The sequence below is a fragment of the Pseudomonas sp. PB105 genome (assembly GCF_009764655.1).
Taxonomy (GTDB): Bacteria; Pseudomonadota; Gammaproteobacteria; order Pseudomonadales; family Pseudomonadaceae; genus Aquipseudomonas; species Aquipseudomonas cyclaminis.
The window spans coordinates 123834-138405 of record NZ_RWIO01000092.1; the positions used below are offsets into that span (position 1 = coordinate 123834).

The window sequence follows — 14572 nt, forward strand, 5'->3', positions numbered from 1 at the left end:
GTAGCGCACCAACAAAAAGCCCCGGCTCGTGAGAGTCGGGGCTTTTTGCTGGGGTGTGTCCTGTGGAGATCAAATGTGGGAGGGGGCTTGCCCCCGATGGCGGTGTGTCAGTCACTCGATGAGTTGGCTGGTCCACGGCTATAGGGGGCAAGCCCCCTCCCACATTTGGTTCTGCGTAGGCTTGAGGTCCAGGTTAGAACAGGTCGATCGGCGCCGCCTCGTCCGCCGGCAGCGGGCTGCCCGGTGCAACGCCGTTACCCAGCTCATTGACCGAAGGCGGCGTGTCTTCGCTCTTGAACAGTTCGAAGTACGCGTTCGGCGTGCTTGGCGATGCCGCACGGCCACTCACCGGGTCAATCCGCAGGCTGAGGATGCCTTCCGGCTCCGGCTGGGTATGCAGCGGCTTGTCCTTCAGCGCCGCGCCCATGTAGCTCATCCAGATCGGCAGCGCGACCGTGCCGCCGAACTCGCGGCGGCCGAGGCTTTCCGGCTGGTCGTAACCGGTCCACACGGTGGTCACGTAGTCGGCGTTATAGCCGGAGAACCAGGCATCCTTGGATTCGTTGGTGGTACCGGTCTTGCCCGCAATGTCCGCACGGCCCAGCGCCAGGGCACGGCGGCCGGTGCCTTTTTTGATCACGTCTTCGAGGATGCTGTTAAGGATGTACGTGGTCCGGCCATCCACGATGCGCTCGGCCACGGCGGGTGCCTGCGGCTCCGGTGCAGCAGCATTTGCGGCTGGCGCAGCGCCTGGGGTTGGCTCAATGGTGATACCGCCATTGCTCGGCGCTGCCAGCCCGTCAGTGGCTGCCACACCGTTGACCACATCGCCCGGCACTCGCGGCGGGTTGGCGGTGAACAGGGTATCGCCATTGCGGCTTTCGATCTTGTCGATCAGGTACGGCGTGATCTTGTAGCCGCCGTTGGCAAACGTGCTCCAGCCGGTAGCGATTTCCATCGGTGTGAGCGTCGCGGTGCCGAGGGCCAGGGACAGGTTCGGCGGCAGGTCCGACTTGTTGAAGCCAAAGCGCGTGATGTAGTCGATGGTCTTGCCAACGCCCATCGCCTGCAGCAAGCGGATCGATACCAGGTTGCGTGACTTGTACAGCGCCTCGCGGATACGGATCGGGCCGAGGAAGGTGTTGGTGTCGTTCTTCGGGCGCCAGACCTTGTCCAGGTACTCGTCGACAAATACGATCGGCGCGTCGTTGACCAGGCTGGCAGCGGTGTAGCCGTTATCCAGTGCGGCGCTGTAGATGAACGGCTTGAAACTTGAGCCCGGCTGACGCTTGGCCTGTGTGGCGCGGTTGTAGTTGCTCTGCTCGAAGGCGAAGCCACCCACCAGGGCGCGGATTGCACCGTTCTGCGGGTCCAGCGAGACCAGCGCGCCTTGGGCCAGCGGTACCTGGCTGAATTTCAGGCTGTCGTCTTTTTGGCGTAACACGCGGATCAGGTCACCCACTTGGGCCACGTCCGACGGCTGCTTGGGCATCGGCCCCATGCTGTTGGTATTCAGGAATGGGCGCGCCCACTTCATGCTGTCCCAGGTGACATGGGCTTCGCCGGCACGGGTCAATACCTGCACGCCGTCTTTCTTCACCTGGGTCACGATGGCCGGCTCCAGGCCACTGATTGCGCGTTGCTTGCCCAGCTCGGTGGTCCAGGCGCTGAGGGTTTTGCCCGGCAGGCGCGATTCAGGGCCACGGTAGCCGTGGCGCTGGTCGTAGGTGATCAGGCCCGAATGCACTGCGTCATTGGCGATGTCCTGCAAGTCGCTCGGAACCGTCGTGGTCACGCGGAAACCTTCGGTGTAGGCCTCGCTGCCATAACGGCCGACCATCTCGGCACGCGCCATTTCAGCAATGTAGGGGGCGTTCACTTCCGGCGTCGGCACGTGATAGCTGGCGTTCAGCGGCTCGGCTATCGCGTTCTCATAAGCGGCTTGGTCGATCTTGCCCAGTTTGTACATGCGCCCCAGGATCCAGTCGCGGCGCTCTTTGCTGCGCGCCGGGTTGGCCAGGGGGTTGAAGCGCGAAGGCGCCTTGGGCAGGCCGGCAATCATCGCCATCTGCGCCAGGCTGGCGTCGCGAATGGACTTGCCGTAGTACACCTGGGACGCGGCTTCGATGCCGTAGGCACGGTTGCCCAGGTAGATCTTGTTGACGTACAGCTCAAGGATCTCGTCCTTGGTCAACTGACGTTCGATCTGCAATGCCAGCAGGATCTCGGTGGCTTTGCGCGAAAAGCTGCGTTCGCTGGTGAGGAAGAAATTCTTCGCCACCTGCATGGTGATCGTGCTGCCACCCGATTGAATGTGTCCGCTTTTTACCAATTGCGTGGCGGCGCGCACCAGGCTGCTGGGGTCGACGCCATAGTGATTGGCAAAATTATCGTCTTCGGCAGACAGCAGGGCGCTGATGAAATTGGGCGGAATGTCGGCAAAACGGATCGGTGTGCGGCGCATTTCGCCGAACTCCGCGATCAGTTTTTCATCGCTGCTGTAGACCCGCAAAGGAATCTGCAACTGGATACTTCTGAGTGCCTCTACGGAGGGCAAACCCGGACTAAGGTAGAGGTAGGCCCCGCTGAGTACGAGCAGCAGCCCGCAGACGATCGCGACAATGGAGTACCCGAAAAACTTCAGCAGACGAATCAAGGCTTTTGGATTTCCAGAGAAAAGAATGGGTTACGCGTCGGGGCATGCATGGCAAACGATGGATCAACCCGAGCTGCAGATAAAAAGCGGGGAAAAACGCTGGGCATTAAAGCATTTTTCGCCTTGGGGCGTCATTCGCGGCGCTTGAACAAGTCGACCGAATGCAGGGTGTACAACAGCAATCAGGCGGTATGACAGGCAAAGTTTTAGGGAGTTTTATGGGAAAGGGATTTTTCAGGCGAAAAGTCGACACCGTCCTGGGTGTCGACATCAATGAAACGGCGATCAAAGTGGTTGAATTGAGCCGTTCAGCCAGCGGTTACACCGTGAAAGGCTACGCCACACAAGGGCTGCCGGCTCATGCGGTGGTCGACGGCACCTTGCTGGACCTGGAAGGCATAGGGCAGGCGCTGCACCTGGCGGTGTCCAGGCTGCATACGTCTGCCAGGCAGGCGGCGGTTGCCGTGGCGGGCCCTTCGGTCATTACGCGGGTAATCGAAGTGCAGGTGGGGCTCGACGACGACGAAATGGCGCGCAGGATTCAAGCGGAGGCGGATCAATACATCCCTTACCCGCTGGAGGAGGTGGCGCTGGACTTTCAGGTGCAGGGAATGTCGGAGCAGGATCCGACTCGGGTCGAAGTATTGCTGGCGGCATGTCTGAAGGAGCATGTCGAGGCCCGTGAAGCAGTTTTGGCCCTGGCGGGGCTGGTTGCCGGTGTGGTCGATGTCGAAGGGTTTGCATTGGCGCGCGCTTGCAGTCAGGATTTCGCCAGCTTCACACCGGGCCATCGAGTCGATGGTAAACAGTGGGTCGTGGATGCCCCAGGGATGGGAGTCGCTTGCGGGTTGGCCCTGAGGAGTTTCGCTGGATGACACGAATCAATCTTTTGCCTTGGCGCCAGGCGCTGGCGGAACGGCGGCGTAAATATTTCCTGATGCTGCTGGCGGCGTTTGCCTGCGTGGCGCTCGCAGCGGTGTGGCTGGCGGATCAGGTGATCGACCAGGCCATCGACCGGCAGGTGACACGAAACAATCATGCGGCCAAGGACGTCGCCGTCCTGGACTCGCGCATCAAGACCATTGACGACCTGCAGATGCAAAGCCAGCAACTGGCAGAACGCATGAAGGTTGTGCAGGACCTGCACGATAATCGCTCTGCCGGCGCACAGTTGCTGGATCAACTGGCCCGTGCGGTGCCTGATGGCGTGCACTTGCATGAGGTTGTGGCCAAGGGCGATACCGTGAGTATCAGCGGCAGTGCCGAGTCCAGCCAGGACATTGCCCAGTTGATGCGTCGCCTTGAAGCCTCCGAAGGCGCCCATTCCACGCGCCTGCAACATGTGCGAACCGAGGGCACTCGCGGTAACAATGAATTCCAGTTGATGGTGCGCCAGGGAGAATACTCCGAGGCCCAGCCATGAGCCTGCCCAGGCTCGAATTTTCCGCGCTGACTCACCACGCTGCAAAATGGCCCTTACCTGGCAGGGTTCTGCTGGGCTGTGCGCTGGCCGCTGTGGTACTGGCGGTGGGCGACCTTGTATACCTGGGCTCGTCGCGGGAGCGGCTGCATCAGGTCGAGATGCAGGAAGCTGCCTTGCAGCAGCAACACGCGGAAAAAACCGTCTTGGCCAACAGCCTTGAAGAGCAGGCTCGCCAGTTCCAACTGATGCAGGAGCAGGTCAGCGGGCTTTTGCAGCAATTGCCTGGTGAGTCCGAAATGCCCGGTTTGCTGGAGGATGTTGCGCGGTTGGCATTGGCCAATGGGTTGGTGATAGAGAGCATTGCGCCGTTGGATGAGCAGCCTCGGCCGGTCTATAACGAGCAGCCCGTTCAACTCGGTGTCACCGGCGCCTATCACGACCTCGCGACGTTTGTGAGTGCCCTGAGTGGCCTGTCACGTTTCGCTACGGTGCATGATGTTGCGCTGCGACGAGATGGCAAGCTGCTGAGCCTTGATCTGGTGGTTAAGAGCTATTGGCACAGGCAGCAAGGCGTTAAACGACGTGCGCCTGCCATGCAAGGGCAATCCTTTGTCTATAACGCCTCCGGTCTTCGTGATCCGTTCCAGCCCCTTGCCTTGCATGTCGATCATGCACCTGGCCGGGCAGCTGTCGCCCCAGACCCCGCTCGACCGCGTGGTGTTCTGGAAAGCCTCGCAGTGGATCAGTTCAGCATGGTCGGCACATTGTCTCGTGGGCCGCAGCTCTTCGTCCTGCTGCGCCAGGCGTCGACGGTGCATCGCCTGGCGGTCGGGGATTTCCTGGGGCCGGATCACGGTCGGATCACGGCGATTCATGACGGCCACATAGAATTGGTGGAGTTGTTCCCCGATGAACAGGGTGCATGGCTGGAGCGCCCGCGAACCCTCGTACTAAACCTCAACACATAACGGAATCAAACAATGAAAAGGACTTTCTCGTCCTTCGGTGTGGCGCTATGGATAGCGTTCACGGCACCGATGGCTGCTGCTGTGCCCAATCGTGTGGATCTCATCCAGCTACCGCCCCCCGGCAATGCGCTGTCGGGTGCCTATACAGGTGACAAGCTGAGTCTCAACTTCCAGGACATCGGCCTGCGCGCTGTATTGCAGCAAATCGCAGACGTGGCAGGCCTCAATCTGGTGGCCAGCGACGACGTGCAAGGCTCCATCACCCTGCGCCTCAGGGACGTGCCTTGGGATCAGGCATTGGATCTGGTGCTGCAAACCAAAGGCTTGGACAAGCGCATAAAGGGCGGCGTCCTGCTGGTGGCGCCCGCTGAGGAACTGGCTGCTCGTGAACTGCTGACGCTGGAGTCGCGTAAGCAGATGGCCGACCTGGCGCCGCTGCGCCGTGAGTTGTTGCAGGTCAACTACGCCAAGGCGTCAGACCTGGCCAAGCTTTTCCAGTCGGTGAGCGGCTTTGAAGGCACGACGGATGAGCGCGGTTCAGTCGCCGTGGATGACCGCACCAATAACATCATTGCCTACCAGACCGGTGAGCGGCTGGAAGAGCTAAGGCGGATCGTCGCGCAATTGGACATCCCGGTGCGCCAGGTGATGATCGAGGCGCGGATTGTCGAGGCCAATGTCGATTACGACAAAAGCCTGGGTGCGCGCTGGGGCGGGCGACTCAATCGAGGCAATTGGGCTGCCGGAGGTATCCAGAAGCCTCTTCCGGACGGAGCCCAAGCCCCGGAAAATCCGCCCAGCTCGCCGTTTGTAGATCTGGGCTCGCTCACGGGTACCTCAGGTCTTGGTATCGCGTATATCACCGACAACCTGCTACTGGACCTGGAGCTGACCGCCATGGAGAAAACCGGTAATGGCGAAATCGTCTCGCAGCCCAAGGTGGTCACCTCCGACAAGGAAACCGCACGAATTTTGAAGGGCACCGAAATTCCCTACCAGGAATCCACCTCCCAGGGTGCTACGTCAGTGTCGTTCAAGGAGGCCTCCCTGTCATTGGAGGTCACCCCGCAAATCACCCCCGATGATCACGTGATCATGGTGGTCAAGGTCACCAAGGATGAGCCCGACTACCTCAACAAACTCAACGACGTACCGCCGATCAAGAAAAACGAGGTCAACGCCAAGGTGCTGGTCAAGGATGGCGAGACCATCGTCATTGGCGGGGTTTTCTCCAATACCCAAAGCAAAGTGGTAGATAAAGTGCCATTTTTGGGCGATGTGCCGTATCTTGGCCGCCTTTTCCGGCGCGATGTGGTGGCGGATAAAAAATCCGAGCTGCTGGTATTCCTGACTCCGCGTATTATGAATAACCAGGCGATTGCTGTGAGTCGTTGATTCTGTGCGAAATTTGATTCTTGTAGGACCGATGGGGGCTGGAAAAAGCACCATCGGCCGTTTGCTGGCCAAAGAGCTGCGCCTGCCATTCAAAGATTCCGACAAGGAAATTGAATTGCGCACGGGTGCCAATATCCCATGGATCTTCGATAAGGAAGGCGAGTTGGGCTTTCGTGATCGTGAGCAGGCGATGATCGCCGAGCTTTGCGGCTGCGATGGCGTGGTATTGGCCACCGGCGGTGGCGCGGTGATGCGCGATGAAAACCGTCGTGCGCTGCATGCCGGTGGTCGGGTGGTCTATCTGCATGCGTCGGTTGAGCAGCAGGTGGGCCGCACCGCCCGTGATCGCAATCGCCCGTTGCTGCGCACGGCCAACCCGGAAAAAACCTTGCGCGACCTGCTCACGCTCCGCGATCCGCTGTATCGGGAAATCGCCGATCTGGTGGTGGAAACCGATGAGCGGCCTCCGCGGATGGTGGTCCTCGACATTCTTGAGCGCCTGCAACGGCTGCCACCCCGTTAAAGACAAGCTCGAAATGCGCTATTCTCGGCGGCGCGCTATCACCCTGCAGGGTGTGGCGTAGAGCCATCAGGCGGTGTCGGATCTCGACGCTGCCGATCGTCAACACATCTTCAACGCGGGGACACATGCAGACACTTAAGGTCGATCTAGGCGAGCGCAGCTACCCGATCCATATTGGCGAAGGTCTGCTGGACCAGCCCGAGTTGCTCGCACCGCATATTGCCGGGCGGCAAGTGGCGATCATCTCCAACGAAACGGTCGCGCCGCTGTATCTTGAGCGTCTGAGCCGCAGCTTGGCGGCGTACTCAGTGATCTCCGTGATTCTGCCCGACGGCGAAGCCCATAAGAACTGGGAAACCCTGCAACTGATTTTTGATGGCCTGCTCACCGCACGCCATGATCGCCGCACCACCGTCATTGCCCTGGGCGGCGGTGTGATCGGCGACATGGCGGGCTTTGCAGCAGCCTGCTACCAGCGTGGTGTGGACTTCATCCAGGTGCCGACCACCCTGTTGTCCCAGGTCGATTCGTCGGTGGGCGGCAAGACCGGCATCAATCACCCGCTGGGCAAGAATATGGTCGGCGCGTTCTACCAGCCCCAGGCCGTACTGATCGACACCGCGACCCTCAACACCTTGCCGCCGCGCGAGCTGTCTGCGGGCCTGGCGGAAGTCATCAAGTACGGGCTGATCTGCGATGAGCCGTTCCTGACCTGGCTGGAAGAACACGTGGACGCCCTGCGCGACCTCGACCAGGTCGCACTGACCGAAGCGATTTCCCGCTCCTGCGCCGCCAAGGCGTTGGTGGTCAATGCTGACGAAAGGGAGTCCGGTGTACGGGCTACCCTGAACCTGGGCCATACCTTCGGCCATGCGATCGAAACGCACATGGGCTATGGTGTGTGGTTGCATGGTGAAGCCGTAGCGGCTGGCACGGTAATGGCACTTGAGATGTCGCAACGCCTGGGCTGGATCAGCGCCCAGGAGCGTGATCGCGGTATCCGCCTGTTCCAGCGCGCCGGCCTGCCGGTGATTCCGCCTGAGGAAATGACCGAGGCGGACTTCCTCGAACATATGGCGATAGACAAGAAAGTGATCGACGGTCGACTGCGACTGGTACTGCTGCGCCACATGGGTGAAGCGGTGGTGACCGACGATTATCCGAAAGAGATTTTACAGGCCACGCTGGGAGCGGATTACCGCGCCCTGGCCCAGCTTAAAGGTTAATAAGATCCCGATGACTAGTTTGCATGCCGACGAGGCGTTCCTCGGCCATTACCACTTAAGCCACGACCCTTTTGCTCCGCGGGTGCCTGGTTTCAAATTCTTTCCGGCCCAGCGCAAGCCGGTGCTCGGGCAACTGCACCACCTCGCACGCTACAGCCAGTTGCTGTTGGTTGTAACCGGCCCGTTGGGCAGCGGCAAAACCTTGCTGCGCCAAGCCCTGGTTGCCAGTACCAACAAGCAATCGGTGCAGAGTGTGGTGGTGTCGGCCCGTGGCAACGGCGATGCGGCCGGCGTGCTGCGCCAGGTTGCACAGTCCCTGGACGTGTCCACTGCCGAACCGAGCGCGATCCTCAAGCAGATCGTGCAACTGGGCCTCACCGGCCAGGAAGTCTACCTGCTGGTGGATGACGCCGAGCAGCTCGACGAATCCGCCCTGGAAGCGCTGTTGGCGCTGGCGGCTGGTACGCCGGAAGGTCGTCCCCATGTGTTCCTGTTCGGTGAGTCGTCGCTGATCGCCGATCTGGAGCAGATCAGCGGTGATCAGGAGCTGTTCCACGTCATCGAATTGCAGCCGTACGAAGAAGAGGAAACCCGCGAATACCTGGCTCAACGCCTCGAAGGCGCCGGGGCCGGTATCGAACTTTTCACGGCAAATCAGATCTCTGATATTCACGAAAGCTCCGACGGCTGGCCTGGCACCATCAACCAGGTTGCCCGCGATGCAATGATCGAAGCCATGATTGCCAGCCGCTCTGCGGTCAAGCGTCCAAAGATGGGGTTCACTATGCCTAAGAAGCACGTACTGGCGATTTCTGCCGTTGTCGTGGTCGCTGTTGCCGCCGCCTGGTTGATCCCGGGTCGCAACAAGGCGCCGACCACCGCCAGCGCGCCAACCGAACAGGCGCAGTTGCCACTGGGCAAGCCTACGCCGAATGTCGAGTTCGCCAACTCCGGCCAACCGACCAACCTGCCAATGGTGGGTCAGCCTGTGATGCGCGGCCCGCTCGCCGAAGAGGCCGGTGGGATCTCCGAAGGCGACGACGGCGTACCGGTAGAGGGCTCCAGCGCCACACCACCGACCGTCACGACCACCGCGCCACCTGCGGGCGTGCCAGCGGGTCAGCCTGCCACCAAGCCAGCCGCCGTGCCGACACCGGCGCCAACCATCGCAACTGCCAAGCCTGCACCTGTCACCAAGCCCGTAGCGCCCGCTCCGGCAGCCAAGCCTGCGCCCGTGACCAAGCCTGTGGAAAAACCTGCCACCGTCGCCAAGGCAGGCGCCGCCGGCAGCAGCTGGTACGCCAGCCAGCCAACCGGCAACTTCGTGGTGCAGATCCTCGGCACCAGCTCCGAAGCCAACGCCCAGGCGTTCGTGAAAGAGCAGGGCGGCGAGTACCGTTACTTCAAGAAAGTGCTCAACGGCAAGCCTCTCTACGTGATCACCTACGGCAACTTCGCAAGCCGTGCCGCAGCTGATTCTGCGATCAAAACCTTGCCAGCGAAGGTTCAGGCTGGTAAACCTTGGCCTCGCACTGTTGCCAGCGTTCAACAAGAACTCGCAACAACTCGCTGAAGATCCGGCGGCCTTACCAAGGTCGCCCTCCCGGCACCTCAAAATTAAAACCGCAAGTGCGTGCTGCCCTCAAGGCCGCGCGCTTTGTGGTGTCTGCGTCACAGTGGCTTTTGAGTCGTAGCGGTCAGAATTAAAAAAGTTTTGACTAGCACAGCATATCGCTTTAAACCTTTCATAAATGCGACATAGATTTGCGACATTTCGTCGCTAAATTTGTGAGCGTCTGTGTCGGTGTGTACAATGACCTCCCTTTTGCCCCCGCTAAGCCGGCGTACGTTCGGCGTGGAAGGTAACCGGTTGAATTGAAAAGAAATTTGCCTCGGTATAAGAGGCAGCCTGGTGAGAAAGTGTCTATGAAAGCAGGTCTGTACCAACCCGATGAATTCAAGGATAACTGCGGTTTCGGCCTGATAGCCCACATGCAGGGCGAGCCCAGCCATACCCTTTTGCAAACGGCCATCGAGGCCCTGACCTGCATGACCCACCGCGGTGGGATCAACGCCGACGGCAAGACCGGTGACGGTTGCGGCTTGCTGATTCAAAAGCCCGACCAATTCCTGCGCGCTGTCGCCAAACAGCATTTTGCGGTCGACCTGCCCAAGCAGTACGCCGTGGGCATGGTGTTTTTCAACCAGGACCCGGTCAAAGCCGAAGCTGCTCGCGAGAACATGAACCGCGAGATTGCCGCTGCCGGACTGCAGCTCGTCGGCTGGCGCAAAGTGCCCATCGACACCAGCGTGCTCGGCCGCCTGGCCCTGGAGCGCCTGCCGCAGATCGAACAAGTGTTCATCGCAGGTGACGGCCTGAGCGACCAGGACATGGCGATCAAGCTGTTCACGTCCCGTCGCCGCTCGTCGGTGCTTAACGCCGCCGATGCCGACCACTACATCTGCAGCTTTTCCCACAAAACCATCATTTATAAAGGCCTGATGATGCCGGCGGACTTGACCGCCTTCTATCCAGACCTGAGCGATGAGCGCCTGCAAACCGCGATCTGCGTGTTCCACCAGCGCTTCTCCACCAACACCCTGCCGAAATGGCCGCTGGCCCAGCCGTTCCGCTTCCTCGCCCACAACGGCGAGATCAACACCATCACCGGCAACCGCAACTGGGCCGTGGCCCGTCGCACCAAGTTCGCCAATGACCTGATGGACCTGGAAGAACTCGGCCCGCTGGTCAACCGCGTTGGTTCCGACTCCTCCAGCATGGACAACATGCTCGAACTGATGGTCACCGGCGGCATCGACCTGTTCCGTGGCGTGCGCATGATCATTCCGCCTGCGTGGCAGAACGTCGAAACCATGGACCCGGACCTGCGTGCATTCTACGAGTACAACTCGATGCACATGGAGCCGTGGGACGGCCCGGCCGGCGTGGTCATGACCGACGGCCGCTACGCGGTATGCCTGCTCGACCGTAACGGTCTGCGCCCGGCGCGTTGGGTCACCACCACCAACGGCTTCATCACCCTCGCGTCGGAAATTGGCGTGTGGAACTACAAGCCGCAAGACGTCATTGCCAAAGGCCGCGTCGGCCCTGGCCAGATCCTGGCCGTGGACACCGAAACCGGGCAGATCCTCGACACCGACGCCATCGACAACCGCTTGAAGTCCCGTCACCCGTACAAGCAATGGCTGCGCAAGAACGCCCTGCGCATCCAGGCGACCATGGAAGACAACGACCACGGTTCGGCTTTCTACGACGTCGACCAGCTCAAGCAGTACATGAAGATGTACCAGGTCACGTTCGAAGAGCGCGACCAGGTGCTGCGTCCACTCGGCGAGCAAGGCTACGAGGCGGTCGGTTCCATGGGCGATGACACGCCGATGGCCGTGCTGTCCCAGCGCGTGCGCACGCCGTACGACTATTTCCGCCAGCAGTTCGCCCAGGTGACCAACCCACCGATCGACCCGCTGCGCGAAGCCATCGTGATGTCCCTGGAAGTGTGCCTCGGTGCCGAGCGCAACATCTTCCAGGAATCGCCTGAGCATGCCTCCCGCGTGATCCTCAGCTCGCCTGTGATTTCGCCGGCCAAGTGGCGTTCGTTGATGACCCTGGATCGCCCGGGCTTCGACCGCCAGATCATCGACCTGAACTACGACGAAGCCCTCGGCCTTGAAGCCGCTGTGCGCAACGTCGCCGATCAGGCCGAAGAAGCCGTGCGCGCCGGTCGTACCCAGATCGTGCTGACCGACCGCCATATCGCGCCGGGCAAGCTGCCGATCCACGCTTCACTGGCCACCGGTGCAGTGCACCACCGGCTGACCGAAAAAGGCCTGCGCTGCGACTCCAACATCCTCGTCGAAACCGCCACCGCCCGCGACCCGCATCACTTCGCGGTGTTGATCGGTTTCGGCGCCTCGGCGGTGTACCCGTTCCTGGCTTACGAAGTGCTGGGCGACCTGATCCGTACCGGTGAAGTACTGGGCGACCTCTATGAGGTGTTCAAGAACTACCGTAAAGGCATCACCAAAGGCCTGCTGAAGATCCTGTCGAAGATGGGCATCTCCACTGTCACGTCTTATCGCGGCGCTCAATTGTTCGAAGCCATCGGCCTGTCCGAAGAAGTCTGCGACCTGAGCTTCCGTGGCGTGCCAAGCCGCATCAAGGGTGCGCGTTTCGTCGACATCGAAGCCGAACAGAAAGCCCTGGCAGCCGAAGCCTGGAGCGCGCGCAAGCCGATCCAGCAAGGCGGCCTGCTCAAGTTCGTGCACGGTGGCGAATACCACGCCTACAACCCGGATGTGGTCAGCACCCTGCAAGCCGCCGTGCAGCAGGGTGACTACGCCAAGTTCAAGGAATACACCTCGCTGGTGGATAACCGCCCGGTGTCGATGATTCGCGACCTGTTCAAGGTGAAGACCCTGGACACGCCGATGGACATCAGTGAAGTCGAGCCGCTGGAATCGATCCTCAAGCGCTTCGACTCCGCCGGTATCTCCCTGGGCGCCTTGTCGCCTGAGGCGCACGAAGCCCTGGCCGAAGCCATGAACCGCCTGGGTGCGCGTTCCAACTCCGGCGAAGGCGGCGAAGACCCGGCGCGCTACGGCACTATCAAGAGCTCGAAAATCAAGCAAGTGGCCACTGGTCGTTTCGGTGTGACCCCGGAATACCTGGTTAACGCAGAAGTGCTGCAGATCAAGGTTGCCCAGGGCGCCAAGCCCGGTGAAGGCGGGCAACTGCCAGGGGGCAAGGTCAACGGTCTGATCGCCAAGCTGCGTTATGCAGTGCCAGGCGTGACCCTGATTTCGCCACCGCCGCACCACGACATCTATTCGATTGAAGACTTGTCGCAGCTGATTTTCGACCTCAAGCAAGTCAACCCGAAGGCCCTGGTCTCGGTGAAACTGGTAGCGGAAGCCGGCGTGGGCACCATTGCCGCCGGTGTGGCCAAGGCCTATGCCGACCTGATCACCATCTCCGGCTACGACGGCGGTACCGGCGCATCGCCGCTGACCTCGATCAAGTACGCCGGCGCGCCGTGGGAACTCGGCCTGGCCGAAACCCACCAGACCCTGCGTGGCAACGACCTGCGCGGCAAGGTCCGTGTCCAGACCGACGGCGGCCTGAAAACCGGTCTCGATGTAATCAAGGCTGCAATCCTCGGCGCTGAAAGCTTCGGCTTCGGCACTGCACCGATGATTGCCCTGGGTTGCAAATACCTGCGCATCTGCCACCTGAACAACTGCGCCACCGGCGTCGCGACGCAGAACGAGAAACTGCGCAAGGATCACTACATCGGCACCGTCGACATGGTGGTGAATTTCTTCACCTACGTCGCCGAAGAGACCCGTGAGTGGCTGGCCAAGCTGGGCGTGCGTTCGCTGGAAGAGCTGATCGGGCGTACCGACCTGCTGGAAATCCTGCAGGGCCAGACCGCCAAGCAGCACCACTTGGACCTGACGCCCCTGTTGGGCAGCGATCACATTCCGGCCGATAAACCGCAGTTCTGCGGCGTAGAGCGCAACCCGCCGTTCGATAAAGGCCTGCTGGCCGAGAAGATGGTCGACATGGCCGGTTCCTCGATCAGCGACGCCAGCGGTGGCGAGTTCGTCCTGGATATCTGCAACTGCGACCGTTCCATCGGCGCACGCATCTCCGGCGAAATCGCACGCAAGCACGGCAACCAAGGGATGGCTAAAGCGCCGATCACCTTCCGCTTCAAGGGCACTGCGGGTCAGAGCTTTGGCGTGTGGAACGCCGGCGGCCTGCACATGTACCTGGAAGGCGACGCCAACGACTACGTAGGCAAGGGCATGACCGGCGGTAAGCTGGTGATCGTTCCTCCAAAAGGCAGCGTCTACAAGAGCCAGGACAGTGCCATCATCGGCAACACCTGCCTGTACGGCGCCACCGGTGGCAAGCTGTTCGCCGCCGGTACTGCCGGTGAGCGTTTCGCCGTGCGTAACTCCGGTGCCCACACCGTGGTGGAAGGCACAGGCGATCACTGCTGCGAGTACATGACCGGTGGCTTTGTCGCGGTATTGGGCAAGACCGGTTACAACTTCGGTTCGGGCATGACCGGCGGTTTCGCCTACGTGCTCGACCAGGACAACACCTTCGTCGACAAGGTCAACCACGAGTTGGTCGAGATCCAGCGGATCAGCGGCGAAGCCATGGAGTCCTACCGGAACCACTTGCAGCACGTGCTGGACGAGTACGTTGAGGAAACCGGCAGCGAATGGGGTCGTAACCTCGCCGAAAACCTCGATGATTACCTGCGTCGTTTCTGGCTGGTCAAGCCCAAGGCTGCCAACCTGAAATCGTTGCTTTCCAGCATCCGTGCCAATCCGCAGTGATATGCGCCT

The 14572-nt window shown here is 60.9% G+C and carries 9 protein-coding genes and 1 pseudogene; 9 read left to right on the forward strand and 1 reads right to left on the reverse strand.

The features are described from left to right. Positions 1–193 precede the first annotated feature (193 nt). A complete protein-coding gene (locus tag EJD88_RS22350) occupies positions 194–2653 on the reverse strand; it encodes a penicillin-binding protein 1A (RefSeq protein ID WP_371926580.1) in 2460 nt (819 codons plus the stop codon). Between EJD88_RS22350 and EJD88_RS27045 the strand changes: the two genes are divergently transcribed. The 9 genes and pseudogenes from EJD88_RS27045 (at position 2622) to gltB (ending at position 14563) form a co-directional block, all read left to right on the forward strand. Then, entirely contained in the window at positions 2622–2804 is a 183-nt protein-coding gene (locus EJD88_RS27045) for a hypothetical protein (RefSeq protein WP_162633353.1), read from the forward strand. The genes EJD88_RS22350 and EJD88_RS27045 overlap by 32 nt on opposite strands. Positions 2805–2874: 70 nt before the next feature. Further along, positions 2875–3531, forward strand: a complete 657-nt coding sequence (gene pilM / locus EJD88_RS22355; protein ID WP_158879060.1) for a type IV pilus biogenesis protein PilM — start codon at positions 2875–2877, stop codon at positions 3529–3531. Next, a complete protein-coding gene (locus EJD88_RS22360; RefSeq protein WP_158879061.1) occupies positions 3528–4079 on the forward strand; it encodes a PilN domain-containing protein in 552 nt (183 codons plus the stop codon). Before pilM ends, EJD88_RS22360 begins: the two co-directional genes overlap by 4 nt. Next, a complete protein-coding gene (locus EJD88_RS22365) occupies positions 4076–5047 on the forward strand; it encodes a pilus assembly protein PilP (protein ID WP_158879062.1) in 972 nt (323 codons plus the stop codon). The genes EJD88_RS22360 and EJD88_RS22365 overlap by 4 nt, the downstream gene beginning before the upstream one ends. A 138-nt stretch (positions 5048–5185) precedes the next feature. Continuing rightward, a pseudogene (locus EJD88_RS22370) lies at positions 5186–6442 on the forward strand (type IV pilus secretin PilQ); the annotation flags it as partial. Positions 6443–6446: 4 nt separating this feature from the next. Next, complete coding sequence (gene aroK / locus EJD88_RS22375) at positions 6447–6965, forward strand: shikimate kinase AroK (protein WP_010213757.1); 519 nt, start codon at positions 6447–6449, stop codon at positions 6963–6965. A 125-nt stretch (positions 6966–7090) separates the two neighbouring features. Beyond that, on the forward strand, positions 7091–8191 hold the full coding sequence (gene aroB, locus EJD88_RS22380; protein WP_099583787.1) for a 3-dehydroquinate synthase: 1101 nt from the start codon (positions 7091–7093) through the stop codon (positions 8189–8191). 10 nt (positions 8192–8201) lie between these two features. Beyond that, positions 8202–9764, forward strand: coding sequence for an SPOR domain-containing protein (locus EJD88_RS22385; RefSeq protein WP_099583785.1), 1563 nt, complete (start codon positions 8202–8204; stop codon positions 9762–9764). Between the two features lie 353 nt (positions 9765–10117). After that, positions 10118–14563, forward strand: a complete 4446-nt coding sequence (gene gltB / locus EJD88_RS22390; RefSeq protein WP_158879063.1) for a glutamate synthase large subunit — start codon at positions 10118–10120, stop codon at positions 14561–14563. The last annotated feature ends 9 nt before the right edge of the window (positions 14564–14572 follow it).

Excerpts from the sequence above, each read along its gene's own strand:
- EJD88_RS27045 (WP_162633353.1), top strand. The coding sequence starts at position 2,622 with ATGGAGTACCCGAAAAACTTCAGCAGACGAATCAAGGCTTTTGGATTT.
- pilM (WP_158879060.1), top strand. The coding sequence starts at position 2,875 with ATGGGAAAGGGATTTTTCAGGCGAAAAGTCGACACCGTCCTGGGTGTC.
- EJD88_RS22360 (WP_158879061.1), top strand. The coding sequence starts at position 3,528 with ATGACACGAATCAATCTTTTGCCTTGGCGCCAGGCGCTGGCGGAACGG.
- EJD88_RS22365 (WP_158879062.1), top strand. The coding sequence starts at position 4,076 with ATGAGCCTGCCCAGGCTCGAATTTTCCGCGCTGACTCACCACGCTGCA.
- aroB (WP_099583787.1), top strand. The coding sequence starts at position 7,091 with ATGCAGACACTTAAGGTCGATCTAGGCGAGCGCAGCTACCCGATCCAT.
- EJD88_RS22385 (WP_099583785.1), top strand. The coding sequence starts at position 8,202 with ATGACTAGTTTGCATGCCGACGAGGCGTTCCTCGGCCATTACCACTTA.
- gltB (WP_158879063.1), top strand. The coding sequence starts at position 10,118 with ATGAAAGCAGGTCTGTACCAACCCGATGAATTCAAGGATAACTGCGGT.